The following is a 25,357-nucleotide window of genomic DNA, read 5'->3' as shown; positions in this document are numbered from 1 at the left end:
CGCAAAGCCGGGCACATATACTGCCAGGGAGCGGAAGCGCTGCCCGCTTTCGGGAAGGGGGCGATGTTCTTTGAAAAATTGGCAGGAGACGATGAAGCAACTGCAAAAGGCATCGCAAAGCCTGGCAAAGCTGAACCTGGACAAAGACCATCCGTGGGGGGCCTTGCGCCAGATGAACCAGATCATGGATGCGAATTTTTGGGAAAACATTGCGGCGCTCAGCCAAAAATCGCCGAACCAGTCGCCGAGCACGGCCGCGAAAGTCGTGCCGACCATCCAAAAAAACCGGAAAAAGCCAGCAACGGATAGGCCGCTGCGGGTGGTGCAGGTCGAAGAAACCGAGGGCTACCCGCCGACGGATGTGTTCCTGGCGGAGCAGTCCGTGATCGTATGCTGCGAGCTGCCGGGCTTTGCGCGCGACAGCCTGGAGCTTTCGCTTGTCGAACAAAAAGTGCTCGAAATCAAAGGGCTGGTCAAGGAGCCGGACTACAAAGGCTCATGCGTGCAGGCGGAGAGAAGCTACGGTTCGTTTCACCGCAAGATCGAACTGCCTGCTCCGGTGATCGCCAAAGGGATGAGAGCCCAGTACCAGGATGGCTTGCTGGAAATTTATTTGCAGCGCGATGCCGATTACCGCGAACGAAAAACAACATTCAAGGCGAAGCTGTAGAGGAGGGACTTTTCGGCCCTCCTCTTTTCCTTTTCCCGCAACTTGCAAGGGACGGGGGAGCATGTCCGCGCCCAAACAAAAACAGTGCTAATGTAAGCCATTAACACTGTCCGTTCATATATTGCCAACCAGCGGCTGATCGACGATGCTCGGATCGAGCGTATTGGTTGCGTTGGCGCCGTTGATCGTGTTCACGACGTTGCCCGTATTGCCGCCACCGGAACCGGAGAAAGTCTTGGATGCGGTTTTGGGCGAGATGTTCAAGGTGTCCCCGAAGTTGACAGTCCCGGAGTTGCTGTTGATGTTGACCGCTCCGACCACGGAAGGCACGGCTAGCTCCTCCTCTCGCGCTTGGGCTCGTCGCGAAGCAGGTGGCGGATGGTTTTCACGCGAGTCTCCAAGGTCAGGCAGTCGGTTGAGCCGATATGGATCAGCGACGATGCCGCAGTAAACGGTACGTCGACCTTTTTGACGTGAATGCGGGGACAGTCGTGAAACGTATCGAGGCAAATCGGCTCGGCAGGGCAAGGAGCGGGTAACGGCACGGAAAAAACAGCGTAATCGGCAAATTCAAATTCGTGCTGGTAAAAAATCGCTTTTTCCCGTTGGACCGCCAAAATGTTGGAGCGGGCGTTGACTTCCTTCGAGTCCCCGATCTGCAAGACAGAGGAGGAGTCGATGGAAATGCTGTTCAGCTTCTTGACATGGCTCGTTCTGCGGTGCATCAATAGGAACCTCCTCAAGGTGGAGTGAGCGCCGTATCAACCGGAATCGCTCCGAGAATCATCGACTCGGGTGGCGTTTCGTAGGACGAGAGCAGCGTGACCGTTGTCGTGTCGCCGATAAACAGGGAGGCGGACGACGACAGGGCATCGATCGAAACGCTGCGCACGCAAATGTCGCCGTTTATCACTTGGTAGATCATATCAGGGTTCGTTCACCTCGCGCGGGAGATTTTTGACAAAGCCTTCACACGTTTTTTCGATATCGCGCTTGACCTTCTGGACGATTTTTCCCGCCCAGACGTCGATCTGTTCAGGCTCCCATTCATCGGTCTGAAGCTGATTGACATAATAACGGATGCGTTGGTCGATCTGCTTCTTGATATCCTCCAAAATAAAATCGCGATAGTCGTCATTGAGCGGATAACCGCACTCTTCCTCGATTCGTTCCAGCACATGGTAGGCGTCCGCTTTCAGGTAACGGTAAATTTCTTTTTGCACTCGTTCGAACAAAGGCGTGTTCTTTTTCTCCCCGTTTGGCACATCCATGCTCTGGTTAATGGAAAAATCGCCGATGCCGGAATCGTTGCTCTTCGGATTAAGCCCGATGTTGAGCGTTCCTTCCAACCGTTCGACTTTCAGCAGATCAAATTTGTACTCGTTTTTGATGACGGAAGGAACCTGCTTTTCCTTTAACTCTTTGACATCCTGTTGCAGTTCTTCTATCATTTGCTTCATTTTTTCCATTTTTTTGTTCTGCGTTTGTATATAGTCATGTAACTGTTGCAAATACTGCATCATTTCGGGACCCATGTACATGACGATCATCCTTCTTCATCAAACGTAAAGCCGGTTAGAGGGAAGGCGAAACCAAAGGCACAAGCGGAATGAACTCCTCTGACGAAGTCTCGGGCAATGGCCCCGCAGGGGGAGCCGGCTCTGTGAATCCGCCTGTGTTGTACATTTGGGATAACGGTTTAATCATACCTGCACTGCCAATTTGGCAAACCGACGAGTTGGTGATGCCATCAATTTTCAAGTTGTGGATGACGATGTTTTGATGAACGAAAAAGTTCATGAAAAATCCCGTCCCTTTGCCGCCGGATCGCTTGTATCCTCTACAAAGATCGGCAGCTCGTTGCCCGCTGTCTCATTGACGTAGACGACGCTGCGGGGAATCTTGAGCGAAAGATTCGTTCCGGAGTTGAACGATCCGCCGCCAGCAAAAGTTTTGGAGTAGCTGACAGGCGAGATTTTGCGGACGTCTCCGACATTGAAGACGCCGCTTATGCTGTTTACGTTGATGACTCCAACAATAGCTGGCAGCTTCGACACATCCCCTCGGAAGAGTCCTTTTTGTATTGTATGTGTGACGGCACTGGGTGTTCATACCTGTTTTTCGCGCTTTTGCGGTTCGCACCGGGCAGCGTGGGCATACGATACATCAGCGACAGGCAGAAGAGTTTTGCGAGGATGGAAAAAGGAGGGGAAACGCGATGAACATGAAGGTCAACAACAAAAAAATCGCCGTGGGAGAAATCAAGATGGGCGGCGTGCAGCAGTCATCGCTCGTGCTGATCGGGGACGCGGACGTCATCAGTTGCTCGTCGGTTTTTGACACGGCAGACGACTCGCTCATTTTCAGCAAAGACGTTCCGATCCGGCCGACCACACCAACGAGACGAGGCGACTGATCGCCTCGTCTAGCTTGCGGACGCGTATTTGCTCTGGTAGTGGCTAAGGGCGAGCAGCGGCCAAATCCAGCGATAGCTGTGATAGGCAAAATAAGTGCCGCCGGGGCGTCCGCCGCCCGTCGGATAAGCGGTGGTCCAGTCTGCCGCCTGGCTTTGCCTGGATAAATAGTCGATGCCGCGTTCAATAGCCGGAGTCGGCCGGGGATGTACGGCGATCAGGGCATCGAGCGCCCATGCCGTTTGCGATGGCGTGCTGGCGCCGAGGGGGACGTACGTTTTTTGCTCGTCGCTGTGGCACGATTCGCCCCAGCCGCCGTCGGCATTTTGCTGTCGCGTCAGCCAGTCGACCGCTTTCTGGACCGCCGGATGAGCGGGGGAGACGCCGACTGCCATCAGCCCGGTGAGCGCCGCCCACGTCCCGTACAAATAGGCGATGCCCCATCTGCCGTACCAGGAGCCGTCTATTTCCTGGCGGGCGAGCAGCCAGCGAACCGCCTTCTGGACAGGCGCGTCGTTCTCTTTGTACCCGGCGTAACGGCCGAGAAACTCCAATGTTCTTCCGGTCAAATCGGCCGAGGACGGGTCGGTGCTGACCGTGTCTGCGCCTTCGATCGGCAGGCTGGAAATGAGCGGGGAGTCCGTGTTTTTTTCGAAGGCAGGCCAGCCGCCATCGTCGTTTTGCATGGACAACAGCCAATCCAGCCCGCGCTTCCAGGCGGCAGCGGTTGCTTTATCCAGGCGGGACTGGCTGAGCAGAGCGCGCAAGGCCGCTGTCGTGTCGTCGATATCCGGATTCATCGTATTGTAGTCCGAAAAGCCCCAGCCGCCAGGAACCCCTCCCGGATTGCGAATTTTCCAGTCTCCGTACGTATGTTGCTGTTTTTTGAGCAAATAACGGTTCGCCCGCTGGATGGCAGGGTGGCTTGCGGGCAGGCCGCTTTGCTGCAAGGCGTGCGACAGCAGCGCCGTGTCCCAGACGGCAGAGGTCGCCAGTTGCAAGTGCGCGCCTTCCGCCGTTTGGCAGACCGAATCGCGCAAACCTGACATCGCTTTTGCGATCAGCGGATCACGCAAAGAGTAGCCGCGGGCGAGCAAGGCAAAAATCATGAAAAACGTCGAGGTCGAGTAGTTGTACAGCGTCCCGTCTGCCTCCACGCGCGCGAGGATAAACTGCTCCAATCTGCGCAAGGACAGCTCGTGCAGCAGGCCGGGTAAAAACGGCAAGCGCAACACGTACTCGTGGATAGAGGACAAAAAGCTTTGTCCGTCCCGCGTGAAGCGCTCCAGCAGCCGATGGGGATAGACGCCGGGAGCGATGGAAGGGTTCACATACAAATCGGACAGATCGGGGGTATCCGCCGTCACGTTGACGTATTTGCGGTCAGCGACAATCATCATCGGCGCCAGATGCACACGGGCGTACCCGACAAAATCGTAAAAGCTGATCGGAGAGCTAGGAGGCAAGAGCGCAATTTCTACAGGCACGAGAAAATGAGCGGGCCACTTGTACTGCCCCGCCAAGGCAGCGGCAAACTTCGTCAGCAGGTTCGCCTCGCTCAAGCCGCCTTTGCCGCGAATAAACGCGCGAGCGCGAGCCATCCGCGGCTCCTTTTTTTCATAGCGACGCGAGAGCAGCAGCGCATAGTAGCAATCTACAGTCGTCGAGAGATTTCCCTCGGCCTCGTCCGGGTACAGCTTCCATGCGCCATTTTCTTGCTGAAGGGCCGTGATCCGCGCAGTCAGCCCGTCAATGAGCCGCTCATCATCAATCCCGAGCGTCCGCAATAAGATAATCATGTGGGCGTCTGTCGTCGGAGAGCTTTCCAGACAGAAGCGCCAGGAGCCGTCCTGCTGTTGGCTGTGCAGGACAACAGACTGAATCCGGCTGATTTCTTCGCGTACTTCGCGCAACGAAAACCACCTCCATGTAGAAAACCTGGCTGCGCCAAGCCTTTGGCGCAGCCTTCGTTGCCCTTATACTGGATAAGAATTTTATCCATTCTTATCTGTACAAAAAATGCGTTCGCCAGGCAGGAGGGATCTGTATGGGATGGTCATGGCATGCGAATCCGGCTCTATGGCCGCTCGCACGCGAGCTAGCGAAAGCAAAAGAAGCGAGGCAGGCAGCCAACTCCCTCGTCACAACAGAACAGGACACGATCGCCGAAATCAGGCGCAAGACAGCAGCGAGCAACGCCGACAACCTGGACCGAACGAGCGCCTATTTGACTTTTTTTCACAAGCATCCGGAAGTTCACTGGTCCCTTTTGGCGCACCTCGTATCGCGCAACGCCGGCTGGAGCATGACCGATCTTCGCGGCGAGCTATTGCTGCAGTTGCTTCCCGCAAAAGTACAGCACGACTATTTTGCGTTTTTGGAGCGGGGCAACTGGCTGATTTTTCAAGATGCGTACCCTCAATTATTACTGTATGAGGAGAGCCTGAAGCGACAGACCAACCTTTTTCACCTTCTTCCCGAGTTGGAAGTCTCTGTGTTCATGCAGGCTGTCTGGAACCATTTCTGGAAAACAGGCGACAGCAAGCTGCTTTCGATCGGCCTGATTGTGAACGAACAGCATTATTTGCAGACGCACATGATGGGCGACGAAGCCTATCAGACTACTGTGGTGAAGACACTGCCGTTTGCTTTGCAGGAGGTACTGCGGCTCAATCTGATCCTGTTTCCGTACCGGGCGGCGGGCCAGGAGGACGGAGCATTGCGGCTTGCAGGCGAACCTGTTTTTCATTTTGCTTCCTTGGCAGAGCGCATCGAGCTGGGGAAAAGACTGTACAGCCTGCTGTTTTGCGACAACGAGATCAAGGAAGGCGCAATAGCGTGGGCCAGCCACAAGCCGCATACCGGCTCCCGCAAAGACTTTTGGCCGCATCTGTTCCACGACTTGCGCGAGACGGCACCCGGCAAGCCGTACCAGAAAAAACTGGCGAGCTGCCAGCTTTTGCCGGGCGCCCGGCGGTTGTATTCCCCCGCCCTGCGGCAAGCCTGGAAGCCAGTCCGGCACGAGCCGCCGACGGCAGTGGATTGGTACCCGGCCACAAAAGGCGTCGTGCACAAGCTCGTTTTGTCACGGGACCAGCCGGCTTTTTCCCGGGCAGAGGACGCGTACTGCCAGGCGCTGGAAAAAATCGAGCGGGCGGTGCTGGCAAAAGCGAAGCTGCTTGGCTCGTAACAGCGGCGCCTGATAAGCTGTTGCCAATTTTTTCAGCTTCGCTTGCCGAATGTAGTAGAATAGGAAGAGAGATTACACACGTAGGAGAAGAGCAGGCATGAAAGTTGTCATAGCAGAAAAACCGGACCAGGCCATGAAGCTTGCCAGTCCGTTTCCCCATAGAAAACAACAAGGCTTCCTCGAAGTGCACCCCAATCGGTTTTTTCCCAAGGGGGCCTTTTTTACCTGGGCGGTCGGGCACATCTGTGAGCTGGTGCCGCCAGAGGCGTACAACCCGGCGTGGAAAAAATGGTCGATCGCCACGTTGCCGCTCATCCCCGAGTCGTTTCAGCATCAGGTGATGAAGTCAAAGGCAAAGCAGTTTGGCATCATCAAACAGTTGCTGAAACGCGCGGACGTCACGGAAATTATTCACGCGGGCGACGCGGGGCGGGAAGGGGAGCTGATTGTCCGCACCATCGTCGAAATGTGCAAAGTGAAGAAGCCGATGAAGCGGCTGTGGATTTCTTCGCTGACGGAGCGCGCCGTTACCGCAGGGTTTGCCGCTTTGCTCGACGAGACGCAGACGCGCAATCTGTACCACGAGGCGTACAGCCGCTCTTGCGCAGACTGGCTGGTCGGGATGAATGCTTCCCGCGTCTACACGCTGCTGTTGAAGCAGAAAGGGATCAACGACGTGTTTTCCGCAGGCCGGGTGCAGACGCCGACGCTCGCGCTGGTCGTCAAGCGGGAAAAGGAGATCGCCGCCTTCAAGCCCGAGCCGTTCTGGGAGGTCAAGGCGACGTTTGCGATCGGCAAGAAGCGCTACGAAGGCGTCTGGCACAAGGACGACGGGGAATCGCGCATTCTCGACCCGCAGCTCGCGGAGCGAATCGCCGCTTTTTGCCGGGACAAGCCGGCAGAGGTGAGCGAGGTGGAGACGGAGCGCAAAGAATTTTTGCCGCCGTACTTGTTCAACCTCTCCTCGCTGCAGGCCACCGCGAACAAAATGTTCAAGTTCTCGCCGCAAAAGACGCTGGAAATCGCACAAAAGCTGTACGTGAAAGGGATTTTGTCGTACCCGCGCTCCGATTCGTCGTTTGTCACGCAAGAAGAGGCGAAGACGTTTCCCGACATTTTGGCGAAGCTGTCCAAGCAGCCTGAGTACCAGTCGCACTTTCCGCTGTCCAAAGCGTCCATCGCCCAGGACAAGCGGTACGTGAACCAAAAAAAGGTGACCGATCACTATGCGATCATTCCCACCGAGCAGGTGCCGACCGTCTCCAGGCTGAGCGACGAGGAGCGGAAAATATACGACCTGGTCGCCAGACGCCTGATCGCCGCGCACCAGGAGAGCGCGCTGTTCGACTACACGACGGTGACGACGCTCGTCGATGGCCGCGCCGTGTTCATCAGCAAAGGAAAGGTGCAAATTCGCGCAGGCTGGCGCGATGTTTTGTTCGACGAGGAAAAGGACGACAAGGAAGCGGTGCTGCCGCCGCTCGCCAAAGGCGAGACGGGCAAAGTGCACAAGGTAGAGGCCAAGGAGAGCAAGACCCAGCCGCCCAAGCGCTACACGGAAGGCCAGTTGATTACATTGATGAAGACAGCGGGCAAGCATCTCGACAACCAGGAGCTGGAAAAGGTGCTGATGAAAACGGAAGGGCTGGGCACGGAAGCGACCCGCGCCGGGATCATCAACATGCTCAAGGAGCGCAAGTACATCGAGGTGCGCAAAAACCAGGTGTTTGCGACGCAAAAGGGCATGCTGCTCATTGACGTGATCGGCGACAAAATTCTCGCCTCCCCGGAAATGACGGCAAGATGGGAACAGCGCCTCCAGGAGATCGGGCAGGGAGAAGCCTCCGCACAAGTTTTCATGGAACAGGTGCGCAAGCTCTCGCATAAAATCGTCGAAGATGCCGTCGAGCAGTCGCGCGAGTGGAAACTGGAAGGCTACGACGTCGAGGCGCTGCCCAAATCGAAGCAGGCGACGAAGTTTTCGCTCGGCTCCAAAGTGGCGACCTGCCGGGCATGCGGCGGGGATTTCGTGGACAAGGGCGATTTTTACGGGTGCGCCAACTACAAAAAGTCGCAGTGCACCGTGACCGTATCGAAGACGATCATGAGCAAAAAGATCACGCCCGCTGCCGTGAAAAAGCTGATGGAGACGGGCAAGACGAATCTCATCAAAGGCTTTGCCAAAGGAAAAGAGCGCTTCGACGCCTATTTGCAATGGGACGAAGCGGACAAAAAGGCGAAAATCAGCGTGCCGTCGTTGGCAGAAAAAAGCTCTTGAAAAAGAAATCCGCATCATTTTGAAACTTGCTTGCGTAAGTAACGTAGATACATGTATAAAGGGTGCGGCGAAACTGGGCCGAATTACCCGGCACGTACTGAAGGAGGAACGAACCATGTCCATTTTTAAACGGCTTCGCGATTTGACCATGTCCAACCTGTATGCCCTGATTGAAAAAGCAGAAGATCCGATCAAAATGACCGATCAATATTTGCGCGATATGCAAGACGACCTGAATGAAGCAGAAAAAGCGGTCGCTGCCCAGATCGCCCTGGAGAAAAAGTTCAAGGTGCTGTATGAAGAGCAGGAAGCGCTGGTGAAAAAGCGCGATGAGCAGGCACACGTAGCTGCGCAAGCGAAAAATATCGACTTGGCCCGCCGCGCACTGGAAGAGAAGAAAGCGGCTGAACAAAAAATGGCCGAATACAAGGAAGCTTACGAGAAAAACAAGCTGGCGGCAGACGGACTGCGCGACAAGCTGGCGGAAATGAAAAAACAGATTACCGAGCTGAAAAACAAGCGCGAGACGCTCGTCGCCCGCGTGAATGCGGCGAAAGCCCAGAAGACGATCAACCAGACGATGGCCGGATTCGACAGCAACTCGGCGATGGCGGGCTTAAAGCGCATGGAAGAAAAAGCGCTGCAAATGGAAGCGGAGGCAGAAGCAAGCGGGGAGCTGTACAAAAAGCAAAGCTCGCTCGACGACGAAATCGCGAAACTGTCCAAAGACCAGCAGGTGGAAGACGAGCTGGCCGCGCTGTTGAAAAAATACGAGGGGTAAACCGCTTGGGCGGTGCCCCTTTTTCCTTGAGGAAATCGAAATGACAACGAAAAGGCTTCGTCCAAAACAGGTGGCGAAGCCGAGCTTTCTCAACTCTTTTGGGCTACGGGGGGATCGACGTGGAATTGCAGCAAATACTGGGGATGCTGGTCTGGACGGGTGCCGGCGGCATTCTGCTGTTTTTGTTGATGTGGATTGACACGCTGTTCACAAAATACAAGGACATCGCCGAAATCAAAAAAGGCAACGTGGCTGTCACAACCCGCTTTGTGATGAAGCTGTTTGCCCAAGGGTATATTTTGTCGCAGTCAATTCTCAATTCGAACGATCTGTGGATCGCGCTGTTGGTATCTGTGGTCTCATTTATCATCTTGCTGTTGTTAGAGAAAATCGCCGAGCTGTTGTTGAAAACCTTTACCGGACTTGACCTGGAGCGCGGAACCCAGCAAGGCATGGTAGGACACGCCATGGTGGCGGGATCGCTGCACGTGGTAGGGGCGCTCATTCTCGGCGCATTGGTCTAGGGAAGGCTAAGGAAGGAGTAGGACCAGATGAGTTTGTTCAAACGCATTCAAAACTTATTTGCCAAGCATGAGCCGCCTGCGCCGGAAAAGAGCATCCTGACAGTAGGACCCGGTGACGTGGTGGAAGTCTCGCTTGTTACCTACCAGGTCACGGGTAAGTCGACCAATGCGAGCCGCAACGCGACGATGCTGACTTTGCAGGATGGAACGACCATCCGCTACTTATACATCGAAGAACGCGAAAAAACGATTTTTCAGCTTTACAGCGTCATCGACGGCCGCCTCGATTCGGTTGACGAGGTGCCGACCACGATTGAAATGGACGATGTGACGTACCATCTGGAGGAGCAGTACAACGGAAGAGTCCAGGTGGTTGGCAAAGCGCCGTTCCATACGTCCGGCGAGCAGTACATCTGGCAGTTTCAATCCGATGGCCGCGAGCTGCTGCGGATCGAATGGCAGGATGGAAGATTCATGCTGTACGAAGGAGAGGCGGTATTGCCAGCGGATGTGCAGGTACTTCGCGGAACGTAAGGAGGGGTGGGCATGCCGAACGATTGGATGAAATGGATCAAGCTTTTGCTGATTCCGGCGGTGCTTCTGCTGTCAATGGCCGGCTGCGGCAGCCCCGCGATTGGCGAGAGCTATCCGCTCGAATCCGTCTCCACAAAAGATAACGGGCAGACGTCGCGCATTTACCGCGCTGAAAACAAGACGGTGCCTGAGGTAGCGAAGGAGCTTGCTGAACAGAAGCAGCCGGACGAGATTTCCAAAGAAGATGCAGAGCACATGTTCCTCATCTACCCTGACGAGCTGTACCATTTGCAGCAAGATCAGGCGAAGCCGTCCGACACGCTGATTGAGGTCGATACGAAGGAGTACGTCCGGGAAAACTACGATTCGTCCTTTTTACAGGGCTACATCCTGGCCAGCGTCCTCGACGACCTGTTCGATGGACATAAAAAAAGCTCGAAGGGCAGCTATCGCGGTTATTCGAGCAAGGACATTTACAAGCCGACAGGCAGCTACCACGTGCCGTCCGAGGCGGAGAAAAAGACTGCGCCGCCGATCACGAAGGAAGGCACGGGCAGCATTACAAAGCGCAGCGACAGCAAGAAGAAGAGCAGCGCTAAAGTCGGCCAGGACGGCAACCTGTTCAAAAAGCAGGATACGTCGTCTAGCGGGAGCACAGGCAAAATTATTCGCTCGTCCGACAGCAACTCGTCCGTTTCCTCGAAAAAATCCTCGGTTTTTACCAAGCCGAAAAGCAAGTCGCCTCCGCGCACGAAGGTAGGAAGCTCCGGCAGAATTACGAAACGCAGATAAGCGCAAGACCAACCCGCTGACAAGGCGGGTTTTTTGCGTGCCTGAACAAGCGGCAGCCCTGCCTTAAAAAAAATTCGCTTGTTCCAACAATGTTTTGTAATCAATTTTTCATAAAGCAAAGCATGGAAGCTCTGTTGCGTTTGTAAGATGTAGAGTACACGAAAAACCGGGGAAAGAAAGCGAGGCAGCCTTCGACTTGTGAAAGCGATTTCCAAAGCTGCTTTCTCGACTTTTGTTTGGCAGTGACGAAAACATGATTGTTTATCGACAAAAGAAGAAGGGATGTGCGTCCAACATTCGACAGCCTTTGTTAACAGCTTTCGCTATGATGACATTGTGAATATATAAAGACGACATGCAAGTGGATAGCGGAAGGGAAACTTGGCGGAAAGGAGCGCATCACAATGCTGGAAAAAATTCTCGAATTGCGTGCACAATCCAAATCCATCGCACAAATTGCCAAAGAATGCGGGTTGACCATAGGCCAGGTAAAATATCGTCTGCAAAAAGACAGGGCGAAGGTGGAGCGTGTGTCGTCGGAGAATCGACAGACGCCTTCGCGGCCATCCCGACGAGACGGGGATTGGCAGCTTCCGGCCTTTTACGGGCGGGATATCGTCAAAGTAATGGCGCAAGGTCCGACCGTACTGTTCGTCTACTGGGAAATCACCTGGCCACGAATGAGAATGGTGGCATCGTACTTACGGGCAGATTTTCGCCATATTCAAAAGGGATTGCGCTTGTACGACGTGACGGAGCGCCTGTTCGATGGCCAAAATGCCCATTCTGTCAGAGACATCCTGGTGAACGAGGATGCGCACTCCTGGTACGTGTACGACGTGTTGCCAGGGCGGACGTATATCATGGACTTCGGTTTATTTGAGCATGGCCGCTTTTGTCCGATTTTGCGCTCGGATGTGGTCGTGACTCCGCGAAATACAAAAGCTGCCTGGGGAGAGCCGTTGGTGGAGCCTGCACCCGATCCTTCAACACCTGCCTGGTTTGAGAACTTTTCCTCGTATTCCCTCTATTCGAAAACATCCAAATAAGTGAGGTGTCCACTGTGCATAACGGTTATCTCTCCCTCGTGCTGCACGCCCACATGCCTTACGTACGGCACGGGGACCGGGACGATCGCCTGGAAGAGCGCTGGATGTACGAAGCCATGCTGGAATGCTACATCCCGCTGCTCATGGTATTCGACAAGCTTCTCTCGGACAAAATCGCTTTTCGCATGACGCTTGCCTTGTCTCCTACCTTGCTGTCGATGCTCGACGACGAGCTTATCGTGACGCGGTTTCGCGCGCATCTCGCCAAAACGGTGGAGCTGGCAGGCAAAGAAGTAAAGCGTGCGGCGAACAACCCGCAAGAACAGCGCATCGCCAAAATGTACCTGGAACGGTTTCGCGGGATCGCCTCGTTTTGCAGCAAGCTGGATTACCGGCTCGTCGAAGGCTTCAAGCGGGTCGCCGACAGCGGCTGCCTGGAGTTGATTACATGCGCGGCGACACACGCGTTTCTGCCTTTTGTAGAAACCGAAGAAGCGATTTTGGCGCAGCTTCGGGTAGGGCTCGACACCCACGAACGAATCCTGGGCAGGCGCCCGCGCGGAATCTGGCTGCCGGAGTGCGGCTATACGCCAGGGCTGGATCGGCTGCTGAAAGAGGTAGGGCTGCACTACTTTTTCGTCGACTCCCACACGATTGAGCACGCAACGCCCCAACCGAGAAGAGGCGTGCTCGCCCCGCTCGGCACTGGCCATGACGTGGTGGCATTCGCCAGGGATGAAGTTGCTTCCAGCCAGGTGTGGAGCTCCTCCAACGGCTATCCCGGCGACTACGATTACCGGGAATATTACCGGGATATTGGCTTCGACAGGGACATGGACTACATCGAGCCGTACATTCACCCTGCCGGCATCCGCATACATACCGGGTTGAAATACCACCGGATCACGGGACCCCATGGGGAAAAGCAGTTGTATCAGCCGGACTGGGCGCGGGAAAAGGCCGCTTCGCATGCAGGCCACTTCCTGTACCACCGGGAGCGCCAGGTCGAAGCGGCGGCAGCGTGGATGGACCGCAAGCCGCTGGTCGTCGCCACGTACGACGCCGAGCTGTTCGGGCATTGGTGGTACGAGGGGCCGCAGTTTCTGGACTATTTGCTGCGCAAGACCGCGTGCGATTCGCAAACGGTGAAGCTGATTACCCCGTCGGAGTACCTCGCGGAGTACCCCGAGCAAGACCGCGGATTTTTGCCGATGTCGACCTGGGGACGCAACGGCTACGGGGAAGTGTGGCTGAATGAAAAAAACGGCTGGATTTATCGGCATCTGCATCAGGCGGAGCGCGACTTGATTGAGGCCGTGACCGCTTTTTACGAGAACGGCGGGCAGGAGCCAGAGCACGACGAGCTTGCCAGCCGCGCCTTGCGCCAGGCGGCCAGAGAGCTGATGCTGGCACAAAGCAGCGACTGGGCGTTCATCCTGGATGGGCAAACCGTCGTCGAATACGCGGTGCGCCGGACCCACGATCACCTGGCGGGCATGCGCGAGTTGCTCGCGATGCTTCGCGAAAACAGACTGGACATAGAGAAAATTGCCCAGATGGAGACTGCTTTCCCGATTTTTCCCCACATGGATGAGACGTACTATTTGCCTAAACAAACGCATAGAGTGAACGTATCGCGTCAGCTAGTAGCGGCAAGCAAAGGGCCGGAGCCGGCCGGAGTCGTCCTGATGCTGGCCTGGGAATTTCCGCCGCACGTGGTGGGCGGGCTCGGCCGCGCCGTCTACGATCTCGCCCGGCATCTGGTGCGCCAGGGCCTTGAGGTGCACGTGCTGACCCGGGCATCGGATTGGAGCGTGGCGGAGGAAGTCATGGATGGTGTCCACGTACACCGTTTGCCGACGTACATTCCCGCAGAGCAAGAAGACTTTCTGTCATGGGTGTTCCAGCTTAACCTGGCGATGGCAGATGCCACCGAACGCTTGTGGAATAGCGGCGTGCGGCCTGACATCATTCACGCCCATGACTGGCTGGTCGGCTGGGCCGCCATGGAAATCAGGGAGCGCTACTCGCTGCCGCTCATCAGCACGATCCACGCCCTGGAGCACGGGCGGCACCAAGGGATTCACACGCCGTTTCAGGAGCGGATTCACGAGAGCGAGCGAACACTTGCCCACGCTTCGGATCGGGTCATTGTTTGCAGCCACTACATGGCAGAGGAAGTGCGGCGGCTGTTCGGCATCCCCGAGTCGAAGCTGCGCGTCATATACAACGGTGTCGATCTGGCTCCGCCGCCAGCATTCGACAAAGGCAAGCTGCGCGAAGAGCTGTCGATTGGCGACGGGCCCGTCCTCTTTTTTGTCGGGCGTCTGGTGCAGGAAAAAGGAGTCCACCTTCTGCTCGAAGCGATGGCCAGACTGCGCTACGAGTTCGGCCACGCCACGCTGCTCATTGCGGGCAAAGGGCCGATGCAAGGGCAGTGGCAGCGGCGCGCAGAAGAGATGGGCATAGCGGACCGCGTGAAGTTTCTCGGCTTTGTCGACGACGCACGGCGTGACCAACTGTTTTTGCTGGCTGATCTCGCGGTTTTCCCCAGTCTGTATGAGCCATTTGGCATCGTGGCTCTGGAAGCGATGGCGCTGGGAGTGCCGGTTTTGGTGGCCGATACGGGCGGGCTTCGCGAAATCGTCCGGCACGGAGAAAACGGAGCGACGATGTACGCGGGAAATCCGGATTCGCTCACCGATCAGCTTCGCTGGCTTTTACAGGACCCGGAAAAACGGCGTCAGATGGCGCAAACAGCGCAAAACGACGTCTTGCACCATTACAACTGGACGGCTTTGGCGACCCAGACCATAGAGGAGTACCGATCGCTTGGCGTAAACCGTCTGGCGCTATCGGAGAAATAAGCACAAACAGCGCATGCTCGCAACGATGATGAAGGAGGAAGGAAAAAAGATGAAGGCAGTAATTATGGCTGGTGGTAAAGGTACACGTCTACGTCCGTTAACGTCCCATACTCCAAAACCAATGGTGCCACTCTTGAACCGGCCGTGCATGGAGTACACGATCGATCTGTTGAAAAAGCACGGAATTACAGAGATTGCAGTCACGCTCCAGTACCTGCCTGATGTCATCCGCGATACGTTTGGCGATGGTTCGCGCTACGGTGTTTCCCTCGTGTACTTTGAAGAGACGACGCCGCTCGGAACGGCGGGCAGCGTGAAAAACTGCGCCGATTTTCTCGATGAACGGTTTCTCGTCATCAGCGGGGATACGCTCACAGACATTGATCTGACGGCGGCGATTCGCTTTCATGAGCAGAATGACGCCCTGGCTACGCTGATTCTCACCCGTGTGGAGACGCCGCTGGAGTTCGGCGTCGTCATGACGGACGAACGCGGGCGAATCACCCGTTTCCTGGAAAAGCCAAGCTGGGCGGAAGTGTTCAGCGATACGGTCAACACCGGGATGTACGTCTGCGAGCCGGAAGTGCTGTCTTATATAGAAGAAGAAAAAGAAGTCGATTTCAGCAAAGAAATTTTTCCGTACTTTTTACAGGAGCAAAAACCGCTCTACGGCTACGAAGCGAGCGGGTACTGGTCGGATATCGGCTCTCTGGAAGTATATCGCCAGGCACAGTTTGACCTGCTGGACGGCCGTGTCAACCTGGAGATCAAAGCCCAGGAAATTGCCCCGCGCATTTTTCTGGAAAATCACGTCCGTGTCGACTCTTCCGTGCGGCTGGAGGGGCCGGTTTATATAAGTGAAAATGTACACCTGCAGGCGGGAGTGGAGGTCGGGCCTTATACCGTGCTCGGAGACAACACCGTCGTCTCCTCGGGAAGCAAGCTGTCGCGAGCGATCTTCTGGGAGAACAACGTCATCGGGAAAAAGACGGAAATCACCGGGACCACACTCTGCCGCAATGTCCGCATTGCCGATTGCGTGCAGACAGGAGACGGTGCGGTCATCGGCGACAATTGCCTGATCGGCGCGAAATCCGTCGTGAAGGCAGGCGTCAAGATTTGGCCGGACAAGGAAGTGGGAGAAAGCGCGATCGTGACGACTTCTCTCATCTACGGCATGAAGCAGACGAAAAATTTGTTCGGAAACAGCGGGATCAAAGGCATCGGCAATATAGACATCACGCCGGAGTTCGTGACGCGGCTCGCTGCCGCATATGCCTATTTGCAAAAGCCCGGCAGCAAAATCGCGCTGTCTGCGTGCTCGCATCCTTTTGCCCAGTTGCTCAAGCACAGCATCATGACGAGCTTGTGCTCCTCGGGCATTGACACGGTGGATCTCGGCGTTGGCAACTCCCCGCTCATCCGCTACGGCGTCCGCTCGCTCGCGTGCATCGGCGGCATCCATGTATTCATGAATGAAAACGGAGACGAAAAAGAGATCGTCCTCCAGTTCATCGACCAGAAAGGGTTGCCGATCTCGCGCGACATGGAGCGGAAAATCGAAAATGCCTACTGGCAGGAGACGTATGTGCGCAACCTGCACCATTTGGGCGAGCTGCACGTCGAGCATCAGGTCCAGGAATCTTACTTGCGCGCCTTGGCCGAGCAGCTTGATGTGCCATCCATCCAGCGCCAGCGTTTTCACCTGTTGATCGACAGCGAAACGCGGTTTTTCCCGACTTTTCTCGCCCCGCTGTTTCACGATCTGGGCGTGACGGTCACGTATGGAGCGATCCAGGACGGCATCAGCAAAAAGAAAGCCGATCTCGGCATTCGCCTGGACAAAAACGGAGAAGCATTCGCCTTGTTCACCGAGGAAGGCGCGAAGCTGTCGACGGAGCAACTGCTGGCCTTGCAGCTTTTGGCTTGCAGCGGTCGCCACAAGCGGATCGGCTTGCCAGTCAGCGCGCCAGCCGAGCTGGAGCACCTCGCCCAACTGCTGCAAATCGAGGTCGTGCGGACGAAAGTAGCGCCGCGCGCAATGATGGAGGTAGCGTCCGACGAGCGTTTCCATCCGCTGTTTGACGCGGTGTACAGCCTGATGAGCATTCTGTCCTACCTAGCCCAGGAGGAAAAGCCGCTCAGCGTGCTGCTGGAGCTTCTGCCTGCGTGCCATATGGAGCGCAAAACGGTCTTTTGCCCATGGGGAGCGAAAGGCAAAGTGATGCGCAAAGTGCTGGAGGAAAACAAAGGCAAGCTGCTTGAACTCATGGACGGAATCAAGGTTTACGATACGAACGGCTGGGTGCTGATTTTGCCTGACTCGGAAGATTCGCACGTCAAGGTCATTTCGCAAGGAGCGACGGCAGAAACGGCGGCAACGCTCGCCTCCTCCTACGCCAGACGGATTGCGGAGTATCAATGAGGAAAAAGAGAATCGACAGCCTGAGTACGGGAAGGAAGGATGTGAAGGCATGCCGAGACCGCTCGTCGTCGGGAACGGGAAACTTTTGATTAATTTTGACGACAGGCTGCACATGCGCGATCTTTACTATCCGTATGTAGGCCAACTGAATCATGTCGGCGGACATTTCAGTAAGCTGGGAATCTGGGTACAGGGACGGTTCTCCTGGCTCGATGAGGATGGCTGGAAGCGGCAGCTTGGCTATGACCGGGAGTCGCTGGTGACAGATGTTCATGCCCATCATGAGCATCTGGCCGTCTCCTTGCAGATGGCAGATGGCGTGCACCAGCGCGATCCGATTTATTTGAAAAAAGTGTGCGTCCGCAATCATGCCAACGAGGCGCGGGAGATCCGGCTGTTTTTCAACCACGACTTCAGCCTGAACGAGACGGAGGTCGGGGACACCGCCGTGTACGACCCGATTCTCTCCACTGTCTATCACTACAAACGCAACGTGTACATGATGGCCAACGGCAAAACACCGGAGGGCGGAATCGACCAGTTCAGCGTCGGCATCAAGCGGTTCAACTATGCGGAAGGAACGTGGCGCGACGCGGAAGATGGGCTGCTCGCCGGCAATCCGATCGCGCAAGGCTCTGTGGACAGCACGATTTCGTTTCGCTTGCTGCTGCAGCCGCACGAGGAAAAAACGATGTACTACTGGCTGTGCGTCGGGGATTCGTACGACGCCGTGAGAACGCTGAACCAGTACGTGCTGGACAACGACCCGGATCGGCTGCTGGGCCGGGTAGCCGTGTACTGGCGGCGCTGGGTGAACAAGGAAGAGCGGGATTTCGCCGACCTTCCCCCGGAGGTCGTCCATCTGTACAAGACCAGCTTGCTTCTCGTGCGGACGCAGATCGACCAGAACGGAGCGATTCTCGCCGCGAACGACTCCGACATCCTCCAGTTTAACCGCGACCACTACAGCTACATGTGGCCGCGGGACGGGGCGCTGATCGCAAGCGCCATGGCGAAGGCCGGCTACACAGGAACGGTCGCTCCGTTTTTTACGTTTTGCGCGCAAGCCTTGAACGAAGACGGCTATTTGCAGCACAAATACAACCCGGACGGCTCTGTCGGCTCCAGTTGGCATCCGTACGTCGTAGACGGCGAAGTCCAGCTCCCGATTCAGGAGGATGAGACGGCTTTGGTGCTGTACGCCCTTTGGGAGCAGTACAAGAGCGGCAAGCAGATTGAAGACTGCCAGGCGCTGTATGCGACACTCGTTCGCCCGGCTGCCCGCTTTTTGCTGGAATACGTTCACCCGACCCTGGAGTTGCCGAAGCCGAGCTATGACTTGTGGGAGGAGCGGCGCGGCATCTTCACGTTCACGAGCGCCACGGTGTACGCGGGCTTGATGGCTGCGGCGCGGTTTGCGCAACTGTTCGGCGACGACCGCCGCCACAAGCGCTACGAGGACGGGGCGAAAAGCATTCGCGCCGCTATGGAAAAGCATTTGTACGACCCGGGGATCGGCCGGTTTTTGCGCGGCATTTACTTGCGCCCGGACGGAGGCGTGGAAAAAGACTTTACGGTGGAAAGCAGCCTGTACGCGCTGTTTGCCCTCGAAGTTTTCCCGGTGGACGATCCGCGCGTGCAGCGCACGATGGAGGCTGTGAAAAAGAGCCTGCGGGTCGACACGGAAGTAGGCGGCTTCGCCCGCTACCAGGGCGACTACTACTTCAAAAAGTCGCACGATATTGCCAGAGTGCCGGGAAACCCGTGGATCATCTGCACGCTATGGGTGGCGGATTGGGAGATCGCCAAGGCAAAATCGCTCGAAGAATTGCAAGAGCCGAAAAACAGGCTTCTGTGGGTCGTGCGCCATTCGCTGCAAAGCGGCGTGCTGTCCGAGCAGCTTGACCCGTATTCGGGTGCTCCCGTATCGGTTGCGCCTTTGACCTGGTCTCATGCTACGTTCGTAGCTACTGTTCTGCGTTATTTGGAAAAAGTGAATGAGTTGCGCTAACGAGGGGAGAGATGGAGATGACCGCAATCCGTTTCGGTACGGACGGCTGGCGCGACATCGTGGCGGACGGCTTTACGATGGAAAATGTCCGCATAGTCGCGCAAGCTATCGCCAGCTATACAAAAGAAATCGGCCAACAGGAGCAGCCGATTTTGGTCGGGCACGACACGCGTTTTCTCGGTCGGCGATTCGCCGAGGAAATCGTCAGCGTGCTGGCCGCGAACCAGATACGCTCTTACCTGGTCAATGAGGCGGCCCCTACGCCTGCTGTCGCTTTCGGGGTCAAGCATTTTGCCGCCAGCGGAGCGATCATGGTCACCGCCAGCCACAATCCGCCTGAGTACAACGGCATCAAATACATTCCCGAGTACGCAGGTCCGGCGACGCCGGAAATTACCGCCCGGCTGGAAGCTTGGATCAGCGAGATCGCATCCGCCAAAGAGGTGCCGACGGTTTCTTTGGCAGATGCGACCCGCGACAGGCTGCTGCAAGTGATCGTGCTGCGGCCCCATTACGAGGCGCATCTGCGGCGCATCGTCAACATGGACATTTTGCGCGGGTCGTCCCTGCACGTGGTGGTGGATGCGATGCACGGGGCAGGCAAGGGGTATGTCAGCTCGCTTTTGGCAGAAGCCGGGGTGAAGACGATCGGCATCCGGGAGACGCCGGACGCGGCTTTCGGCGGGGATTTGCCTGAGCCAAATGACAAGCATCTCGGCTTGCTGAAAAAAGAAGTGCTGGAACGCAAGGCGACACTCGGGCTTGCCAATGACGGCGACGCTGACCGCTTCGGCGTCGTGGATCGGTTTGGACAATACATTCCGCCAAACGATGTGCTCGTCCTGTTGACCTATCACCTGGTGAAAAACCGCAAGCTGACCGGGCGCATCGTGCGCACGGTAGCGACCACGCATTTGCTCGACCATATGGCAGAGCGCTACGGGCTGGAACTGGTGGAGACGCCGGTCGGCTTCAAATACATCGGGGAACAAATGCGCAAGGGAGACGTCCTGATCGGCGGCGAGGAGAGCGGAGGCGCGAGCATTCTCGGCCATATCCCGGAAAAAGACGGGGTGCTGATTAATCTGCTGCTCGCAGAGCTGGTCGCCTATGAAAACAAGGAGATCGACCAGATTTTGCGCGATGTGTACGATCAGTTCGGCGAGCTGTTCCATACGCGCATCGACATGCGGCTTGCGGAAAAAGACAAGTGGATTTCGCAGATGGTGACCACGCCGCCGGAACGGATCGGTCCGTACGCGGTGCAAGGGATCAATCGGATGGACGGGATCAAGCTGCTTTTGGAAGAAGGGCACTGGGTGCTCATCCGTCCTTCGGGCACGGAGCCGCTGGTGCGCATCTACTGCGAGGCGACGAATGCGACTTCGCTTTCCAAGCTGCAAGAAGCGATTCGGGACTGGTTTTCGGAAATCAATGTATGAGCCAATAGCAAGGAAGAGCGGGCACATAGCTGCCTCGTTCTTCTTTTTGCGTTTTCGGCCGCTTGGGAGTTTTTTTGCTTACGGGGTTTTTAAAAAAAATTCATTTTGCTAGAATCAACATAAAGAAGCCGGTATGGAATGAAAGATGGGGACCTATGCGCATTGACCGAGAAGTGTTGCAAGCTTTTTTGAAAGAAGTAAAGATAGAAAGCCAGTCGCCTGACGATCCGGTCGTCGCCCTGCACATCCCCTATCCGTGGGAGTTGGTCGGCACCGGCAACTACGCCGCCGTCTTTGCCCATCCCGATTATCCGCGTGTGGTCATCAAGCTGTACGCCCCAGGCAGACCAGGCTGGGAGCAGGAGATCGAGGTGTACAAAAAGCTCGGGGAGACGCGCTCGTTCCCGATGATGTACGACTATGGCGAAGGCTATCTGGTCATTAAACGAATCAACGGCATTTCTTTGTTTGACTGCGCTCGTTTTGGCATCCCCATCCCGCCTCAGGTGATCGAGGACGTGGAGCGGGCACTGAAGGAAGCGCGCGAAAAGGGGCTGTTTCCGCACGACGTCCACGGCAAAAACGTGCTGATGGACCAGGGGCGGGGGTACCTCATTGACGTCTCGGACTACTACAAGAACGTTCCGGACAGCAAATGGCGGGATTTGCGCAAGGCGTACTACAAGATATACCTTCCGTTTTTGAAGGACCGTGGCTGGAAAATTCCGTTGTGGGTGCTCAACGGGGTGCGCAAAGGGTATCGGCTGTACAAAAAGGCGAGGCGCTTGTTCACGTGAGCGCACTCTGGTAAAATGAGCATTTGACATTGTGTTTTCATGGCTGGTCGAAGCAGATGAAGGAGGACGTTCCATTGTTGTATTTTCTTATTGCGGCTGTGATTATTGGACTGGATCAGTGGACCAAGCACCTTGTAGTGAACCATATGGAGCGGGGAGAATCCATCCCGTTGATCGCGGATGTGTTTCATCTCACCTCGCACCGCAACATGGGGGCCGCGTTCGGCATTTTGCAAAATCAGCGCTGGCTCTTTATTGTCATTACGGTTGCCGTCGTCGTCGGCATCGTGTATTCGCTGATCCGCCTCGGCAAAAAACAGCCGCGCGCTTCTTTCGCATTGTCCCTCGTGTTGGGTGGGGCCATCGGTAATTTTATCGACCGCGCAACGACCGGACAAGTCGTGGACTTTTTGGATTTCACCCTGATTAACTTCCCGATTTTCAACGTCGCGGACATGGCGATTACGATCGGCGTCGGCATTTTGCTGTTGGATGTCTTCCTGGAAGGCAGGAAAAGCGGACGGTAATGCCCGTTTCGGGTGATACGAAACGGGGTACGGACAGTAACTTTGTGAGGAGACAAACATGAACGACACGCAACTATTCGAACGTTATGATTGGAACGTGGAGCCTGAGGACGCAAACGAGCGGATCGACAAGTTCATCACGCTGCAAAATGAAGACTGGTCGCGCTCGCAGGTACAGGCGTGGATCAAGGAAGGTCGCGTAACGGTAAACGGGGAGCCGATCAAGAGCAACTACAAGCTGCAGGCAGAAGATGAGGTTACGCTGCGCGTTCCGCCGCCAAAAGAAATGGCAATCAAGCCGGAGCCGATGCCGCTTGAGATCGTTTACGAGGACAGCGACGTCGTCGTCGTCAACAAGCCGCGCGGACTGGTGGTTCACCCTGCTCCGGGGCATTACAGCGGTACGCTCGTCAACGGACTTTTGGCGCACTGCAAAGATTTGTCCGGCATTAACGGCGTCCTTCGCCCGGGAATCGTGCATCGCATCGACAAGGACACGTCAGGGCTGCTCATGGTAGCGAAAAACGACAAGGCGCATGTCGGCCTGGCTGAACAGTTGAAGGAGCACTCTGTGACGCGCACATACATCGCGATCGTCCACGGGGTCATTCCGCACGAGATGGGCACGATCGACGCGCCGATCGGACGCGACCCGAAAAATCGCCAGCAGATGGCGGTCGTCTTTGAAAACAGCAAGCCTGCTGTGACGCATTTTATCGTGCTGGAGCGCTTCAAGGAATACACGCTGGTGGAGTTGAAACTGGAGACGGGCCGAACGCACCAAATTCGCGTCCACATGAAATACATCGGCTATCCGCTGGCGGGCGATCCGAAATACGGACCGAAAAACACGCTGGAGATCGACGGACAGGCTCTGCATGCGAAGACGCTCGGCTTTACTCATCCGCGCACGCAGGAGCGGCTGGAGTTCGAGGCGCCCATGCCGAAAGATTTGAGCGATCTCGTAGACTTTCTCAGACAGGCGTAAAAGACGGGAGGAAGGCAAGTGCTGAAAAGACTGGCGCATGTGACGCTGTACGTTCGCGATTGCGAGGAAGCTCTGCAATTTTACACGGAAAAGCTCGGCTTTGAAAAACGGATGGACACGCGCATGGACGACGGCTCGCGCTGGCTGACGGTCGGCCTTCCCGGCCAGGAGCTGGAAATCGTGCTGCATGATCCGACCCACTGGCACCGGGAGGAGATCGCACGGGAGATGCTCGCGGCCGTCGGCAAAAACCCGATGTGGGTGTGGGAGACGGACGATTTTTGGCAGACGTATGAAACGATGCGTCAGCGCGGCGTGAAGTTTGTCAGCGAGCCTGTCGAAGTCGTCTACGGCATGGAAGCGATTTTTGAGGATTTGTACGGCAATCGCTTTTTGCTGCTTGCACCTGCGAGCTTGTGATCGTACATAAAGGCATAAAGGCTTTGGGATTCGAAAACGCTAGAAGAGGGCAGCCGTTTTTTTCTGGCGTTTTTTCAATCGAGTTTGGCGGGGAGGGGATACTCATCAACCGAATATGGCGCAAAGCGGTCTCTGTGGCGGCGATGCTCGGCATGCTGGCGCTTGCGGGTGGACAGTCCATGGCAGCCGAACAGGGGCAGCTCCCGGTCAGAAGCAACAAGGAAGTGACCGTTCCGGCGCAGATCGCTTTTACGAGCAACCAACAGTTGTTTTTGCTGGACCTACAGGACAAAAATGGAGCGCCAAAGCCGATTACGAAAGACGGACTGGCGGAAATCGTCGGCTGGTCCGGTGATGGCCAATGGCTTTTGTTCGTGAAATACAAAGGAGCCGACCGTTATTCCGCCCCCGGCTACTTGTGGCTCGTTCGCGCGGATGGCAGCGGAGCGGTTCAGCTCGACGACAGGCCCGTCACGGGAGTGCCGAAATGGTCGCCGAAAAGAAACCAGGTGGCTTATATCGTCAATGCAGGCAGTAGCGAGCAGCCTCGAGGCGTGCTCGTGCTCAAGGAAGTCCGCGACAACGGAGAAGTGGCCGCAGGAGCTGCGACGCCTGCCGCTTTCTTCGACTTCACCTGGATGCCGGACGGAGAAGCGATTTTGACTTCCACAGAGGCGGGGAAAAACCGTCCGATGACGTTCGTCCTGCAAAATCTGGCCGGACAGCCATTGGCTACTTATCCGCTCGCGGAACCGCCCAATGTCGAAGAAGGCATTTACGCCCTGGCAGCCACAGGGATGAACGTATCGCCCGACGGCCAGCTCGTCGCCTACTACGTGCGATACAACGCCGCTTCGCTGTCTGCGGACGGCGTGCCAATCCAGTTGTTCAACCTGAAGCAGCCAGCGAAAAAGCCGATCGAGCTGGGCACAGGTCTGGCTTACCCGCAGTGGCTCTCTTGGACGGCGAACAGCCAGCAGCTCGCCTTCATCGACGGGACGGACCGGATGGCGACGCAAAACAAACATCTGAAGCTGGCAAATCGCGACGGCAAAGTCGTCTCGGCGAGCCCGGCTGACAGCGTGGATACGTATCCGGTCTGGACGGCAAAGCCGCCGTACACGCTGTTTTTTTCCAGAGGAAAAGCGACAAACTATGCGTTTGATCCGAAAAAGGTGATGGTTCCCGGCCAGCGCATCTGGGCGAGGGACGCGAACGGTGCGGAACAGCCTTGGACAAAAGGCGCGGAGCAAACGGCTGATTATTATCCGTCCCCGTCACCGGACGGCAGCAAGCTTTTGTTCCTGCGACTCGATCGGGCCGAGCACGGTTCGCTATTCTATCAGGCAGACGGAAAAGAAAGCGAGCTGGTCAAAGGCATTACAGGCGATATTGGCTACTACGCCAACTACTTGCCGGAATGGATCGCTGTCTATTGGAATAGTTAGATTTCTTTCCATTGCGTTGACACCGGGCTTGTTTCGTGACATAATCCTAATTGACGAATGGAACCTTTAAATCCAGTCCAGTGAGGCTGGCAAGGGCACGGAATGACAAGCAGGCATAGCGCGAGCTGGCCTCTTTGTCCGACGGCTTCTTGTCTCCTGACAAGGAGCCTTTTTTCGTAAAGCCACTGTTCCCGTCGAGG

The 25,357-nt window shown here is 56.1% G+C and carries 25 protein-coding genes; 18 read left to right on the top strand and 7 right to left on the bottom strand.

The genetic code is table 11. The annotated features are described in order from the left end of the window. The first annotated feature begins 70 nt into the window (after positions 1 to 70). Positions 71 to 670, top strand: a complete 600-nt coding sequence (locus AC3WJN_RS02085) for an Hsp20/alpha crystallin family protein (protein ID WP_005833425.1) — start codon at positions 71 to 73, stop codon at positions 668 to 670. A gap of 114 nt (positions 671 to 784) precedes the next feature. On the opposite strand, the gene AC3WJN_RS02080 is transcribed toward AC3WJN_RS02085, so the two are convergent. The 6 genes from AC3WJN_RS02080 to AC3WJN_RS02055 are packed head-to-tail and all read right to left on the bottom strand — an operon-like array spanning position 785 to position 2,727. Beyond that, the gene (locus AC3WJN_RS02080; protein WP_005833423.1) at positions 785 to 1,000 is read right to left on the bottom strand and encodes a spore germination protein; all 216 of its coding nucleotides are present in this window, start codon (positions 998 to 1,000) and stop codon (positions 785 to 787) included. A gap of 2 nt (positions 1,001 to 1,002) precedes the next feature. Then, entirely contained in the window at positions 1,003 to 1,395 is a 393-nt protein-coding gene (locus tag AC3WJN_RS02075) for a spore germination protein GerPE (RefSeq protein WP_005833421.1), read from the bottom strand. Positions 1,396 to 1,409: 14 nt separating this feature from the next. Next, positions 1,410 to 1,595 (bottom strand): spore germination protein GerPD, encoded by a 186-nt coding sequence (locus tag AC3WJN_RS02070; RefSeq protein WP_005833419.1) that lies wholly within the window; start codon positions 1,593 to 1,595, stop codon positions 1,410 to 1,412. Between the two features lies 1 nt (position 1,596). Next, the gene (locus tag AC3WJN_RS02065) at positions 1,597 to 2,211 is read right to left on the bottom strand and encodes a spore germination protein GerPC (RefSeq protein ID WP_005833417.1); all 615 of its coding nucleotides are present in this window, start codon (positions 2,209 to 2,211) and stop codon (positions 1,597 to 1,599) included. Positions 2,212 to 2,245: 34 nt separating this feature from the next. Beyond that, complete coding sequence (locus tag AC3WJN_RS02060) at positions 2,246 to 2,470, bottom strand: spore germination protein GerPB (RefSeq protein ID WP_005833415.1); 225 nt, start codon at positions 2,468 to 2,470, stop codon at positions 2,246 to 2,248. Continuing rightward, positions 2,467 to 2,727, bottom strand: coding sequence for a spore germination protein (locus tag AC3WJN_RS02055; protein WP_007784254.1), 261 nt, complete (start codon positions 2,725 to 2,727; stop codon positions 2,467 to 2,469). Before AC3WJN_RS02055 ends, AC3WJN_RS02060 begins: the two co-directional genes overlap by 4 nt. A gap of 161 nt (positions 2,728 to 2,888) precedes the next feature. Between AC3WJN_RS02055 and AC3WJN_RS02050 the strand changes: the two genes are divergently transcribed. Then, positions 2,889 to 3,086: a spore germination protein GerPD gene (locus tag AC3WJN_RS02050; protein ID WP_005833411.1), complete on the top strand. Its 198-nt coding sequence runs from the start codon at positions 2,889 to 2,891 to the stop codon at positions 3,084 to 3,086. 9 nt (positions 3,087 to 3,095) lie between these two features. Here AC3WJN_RS02050 and shc read toward each other — a convergent pair whose 3' ends face one another. Next, a complete protein-coding gene (gene shc, locus AC3WJN_RS02045) occupies positions 3,096 to 4,997 on the bottom strand; it encodes a squalene--hopene cyclase (RefSeq protein ID WP_007784257.1) in 1,902 nt (633 codons plus the stop codon). A 134-nt stretch (positions 4,998 to 5,131) separates the two neighbouring features. Here shc and AC3WJN_RS02040 point away from each other — a divergent pair, with 134 nt between their 5' ends. The 16 genes from AC3WJN_RS02040 (at position 5,132) to AC3WJN_RS01965 (ending at position 25,157) form a co-directional block, all read left to right on the top strand. Then, a complete protein-coding gene (locus AC3WJN_RS02040; RefSeq protein ID WP_007784262.1) occupies positions 5,132 to 6,274 on the top strand; it encodes a DUF2515 family protein in 1,143 nt (380 codons plus the stop codon). A gap of 97 nt (positions 6,275 to 6,371) precedes the next feature. Continuing rightward, on the top strand, positions 6,372 to 8,552 hold the full coding sequence (locus tag AC3WJN_RS02035) for a DNA topoisomerase III (protein WP_007784264.1): 2,181 nt from the start codon (positions 6,372 to 6,374) through the stop codon (positions 8,550 to 8,552). A gap of 115 nt (positions 8,553 to 8,667) precedes the next feature. Next, on the top strand, positions 8,668 to 9,333 hold the full coding sequence (locus AC3WJN_RS02030) for a PspA/IM30 family protein (RefSeq protein WP_005833405.1): 666 nt from the start codon (positions 8,668 to 8,670) through the stop codon (positions 9,331 to 9,333). Positions 9,334 to 9,452: 119 nt separating this feature from the next. Further along, entirely contained in the window at positions 9,453 to 9,857 is a 405-nt protein-coding gene (locus AC3WJN_RS02025; protein ID WP_007784267.1) for a DUF350 domain-containing protein, read from the top strand. 27 nt (positions 9,858 to 9,884) lie between these two features. Next, positions 9,885 to 10,391 carry a DUF4178 domain-containing protein gene (locus AC3WJN_RS02020; protein ID WP_005833401.1) on the top strand — a complete coding sequence of 169 codons (507 nt, stop codon included), beginning with the start codon at positions 9,885 to 9,887 and terminating at the stop codon, positions 10,389 to 10,391. Between the two features lie 12 nt (positions 10,392 to 10,403). Then, complete coding sequence (locus AC3WJN_RS02015) at positions 10,404 to 11,183, top strand: DUF4247 domain-containing protein (protein WP_007784270.1); 780 nt, start codon at positions 10,404 to 10,406, stop codon at positions 11,181 to 11,183. Between the two features lie 404 nt (positions 11,184 to 11,587). After that, positions 11,588 to 12,232: a DUF4912 domain-containing protein gene (locus AC3WJN_RS02010; RefSeq protein ID WP_007784272.1), complete on the top strand. Its 645-nt coding sequence runs from the start codon at positions 11,588 to 11,590 to the stop codon at positions 12,230 to 12,232. Between the two features lie 14 nt (positions 12,233 to 12,246). After that, a complete protein-coding gene (locus AC3WJN_RS02005; protein WP_007784274.1) occupies positions 12,247 to 15,099 on the top strand; it encodes a 1,4-alpha-glucan branching protein domain-containing protein in 2,853 nt (950 codons plus the stop codon). Between the two features lie 49 nt (positions 15,100 to 15,148). Then, on the top strand, positions 15,149 to 17,524 hold the full coding sequence (locus AC3WJN_RS02000) for a sugar phosphate nucleotidyltransferase (RefSeq protein WP_007784276.1): 2,376 nt from the start codon (positions 15,149 to 15,151) through the stop codon (positions 17,522 to 17,524). A gap of 49 nt (positions 17,525 to 17,573) precedes the next feature. Then, positions 17,574 to 19,535 carry a glycoside hydrolase family 15 protein gene (locus AC3WJN_RS01995; protein ID WP_007784277.1) on the top strand — a complete coding sequence of 654 codons (1,962 nt, stop codon included), beginning with the start codon at positions 17,574 to 17,576 and terminating at the stop codon, positions 19,533 to 19,535. An 11-nt stretch (positions 19,536 to 19,546) separates the two neighbouring features. Next, positions 19,547 to 20,977: a phosphoglucomutase/phosphomannomutase family protein gene (locus AC3WJN_RS01990; protein ID WP_007784279.1), complete on the top strand. Its 1,431-nt coding sequence runs from the start codon at positions 19,547 to 19,549 to the stop codon at positions 20,975 to 20,977. Positions 20,978 to 21,132: 155 nt separating this feature from the next. Further along, entirely contained in the window at positions 21,133 to 21,774 is a 642-nt protein-coding gene (locus AC3WJN_RS01985) for a serine/threonine-protein kinase (protein ID WP_005833387.1), read from the top strand. 74 nt (positions 21,775 to 21,848) lie between these two features. Further along, the gene (gene lspA / locus AC3WJN_RS01980) at positions 21,849 to 22,301 is read left to right on the top strand and encodes a signal peptidase II (protein ID WP_005833386.1); all 453 of its coding nucleotides are present in this window, start codon (positions 21,849 to 21,851) and stop codon (positions 22,299 to 22,301) included. Between the two features lie 58 nt (positions 22,302 to 22,359). After that, positions 22,360 to 23,289: an RluA family pseudouridine synthase gene (locus AC3WJN_RS01975; protein WP_025844996.1), complete on the top strand. Its 930-nt coding sequence runs from the start codon at positions 22,360 to 22,362 to the stop codon at positions 23,287 to 23,289. Between the two features lie 18 nt (positions 23,290 to 23,307). Then, a complete protein-coding gene (locus tag AC3WJN_RS01970) occupies positions 23,308 to 23,709 on the top strand; it encodes a VOC family protein (protein ID WP_005833383.1) in 402 nt (133 codons plus the stop codon). Between the two features lie 179 nt (positions 23,710 to 23,888). After that, on the top strand, positions 23,889 to 25,157 hold the full coding sequence (locus AC3WJN_RS01965) for a TolB family protein (RefSeq protein ID WP_309478757.1): 1,269 nt from the start codon (positions 23,889 to 23,891) through the stop codon (positions 25,155 to 25,157). Positions 25,158 to 25,357 lie beyond the last annotated feature (200 nt).

This window comes from Brevibacillus sp. FW306-2-1A-C05A, assembly GCF_058781555.1.
The sequence above is the reverse complement of the archived record's forward strand: the minus strand, read 5'-3'. Positions and strand labels throughout refer to the sequence as shown.

Excerpts from the sequence above, each read along its gene's own strand:
- AC3WJN_RS02075 (WP_005833421.1), bottom strand. The coding sequence starts at position 1,395 with ATGCACCGCAGAACGAGCCATGTCAAGAAGCTGAACAGCATTTCCATC.
- AC3WJN_RS02070 (WP_005833419.1), bottom strand. The coding sequence starts at position 1,595 with ATGATCTACCAAGTGATAAACGGCGACATTTGCGTGCGCAGCGTTTCG.
- AC3WJN_RS02065 (WP_005833417.1), bottom strand. The coding sequence starts at position 2,211 with ATGTACATGGGTCCCGAAATGATGCAGTATTTGCAACAGTTACATGAC.
- AC3WJN_RS02060 (WP_005833415.1), bottom strand. The coding sequence starts at position 2,470 with ATGAACTTTTTCGTTCATCAAAACATCGTCATCCACAACTTGAAAATT.
- AC3WJN_RS02050 (WP_005833411.1), top strand. The coding sequence starts at position 2,889 with ATGAACATGAAGGTCAACAACAAAAAAATCGCCGTGGGAGAAATCAAG.
- AC3WJN_RS02040 (WP_007784262.1), top strand. The coding sequence starts at position 5,132 with ATGGGATGGTCATGGCATGCGAATCCGGCTCTATGGCCGCTCGCACGC.
- AC3WJN_RS02035 (WP_007784264.1), top strand. The coding sequence starts at position 6,372 with ATGAAAGTTGTCATAGCAGAAAAACCGGACCAGGCCATGAAGCTTGCC.
- AC3WJN_RS02030 (WP_005833405.1), top strand. The coding sequence starts at position 8,668 with ATGTCCATTTTTAAACGGCTTCGCGATTTGACCATGTCCAACCTGTAT.
- AC3WJN_RS02020 (WP_005833401.1), top strand. The coding sequence starts at position 9,885 with ATGAGTTTGTTCAAACGCATTCAAAACTTATTTGCCAAGCATGAGCCG.
- AC3WJN_RS02015 (WP_007784270.1), top strand. The coding sequence starts at position 10,404 with ATGCCGAACGATTGGATGAAATGGATCAAGCTTTTGCTGATTCCGGCG.
- AC3WJN_RS02010 (WP_007784272.1), top strand. The coding sequence starts at position 11,588 with ATGCTGGAAAAAATTCTCGAATTGCGTGCACAATCCAAATCCATCGCA.
- AC3WJN_RS02000 (WP_007784276.1), top strand. The coding sequence starts at position 15,149 with ATGAAGGCAGTAATTATGGCTGGTGGTAAAGGTACACGTCTACGTCCG.
- AC3WJN_RS01995 (WP_007784277.1), top strand. The coding sequence starts at position 17,574 with ATGCCGAGACCGCTCGTCGTCGGGAACGGGAAACTTTTGATTAATTTT.
- AC3WJN_RS01990 (WP_007784279.1), top strand. The coding sequence starts at position 19,547 with ATGGAGATGACCGCAATCCGTTTCGGTACGGACGGCTGGCGCGACATC.
- AC3WJN_RS01985 (WP_005833387.1), top strand. The coding sequence starts at position 21,133 with ATGCGCATTGACCGAGAAGTGTTGCAAGCTTTTTTGAAAGAAGTAAAG.
- AC3WJN_RS01975 (WP_025844996.1), top strand. The coding sequence starts at position 22,360 with ATGAACGACACGCAACTATTCGAACGTTATGATTGGAACGTGGAGCCT.
- AC3WJN_RS01965 (WP_309478757.1), top strand. The coding sequence starts at position 23,889 with ATGGCAGCCGAACAGGGGCAGCTCCCGGTCAGAAGCAACAAGGAAGTG.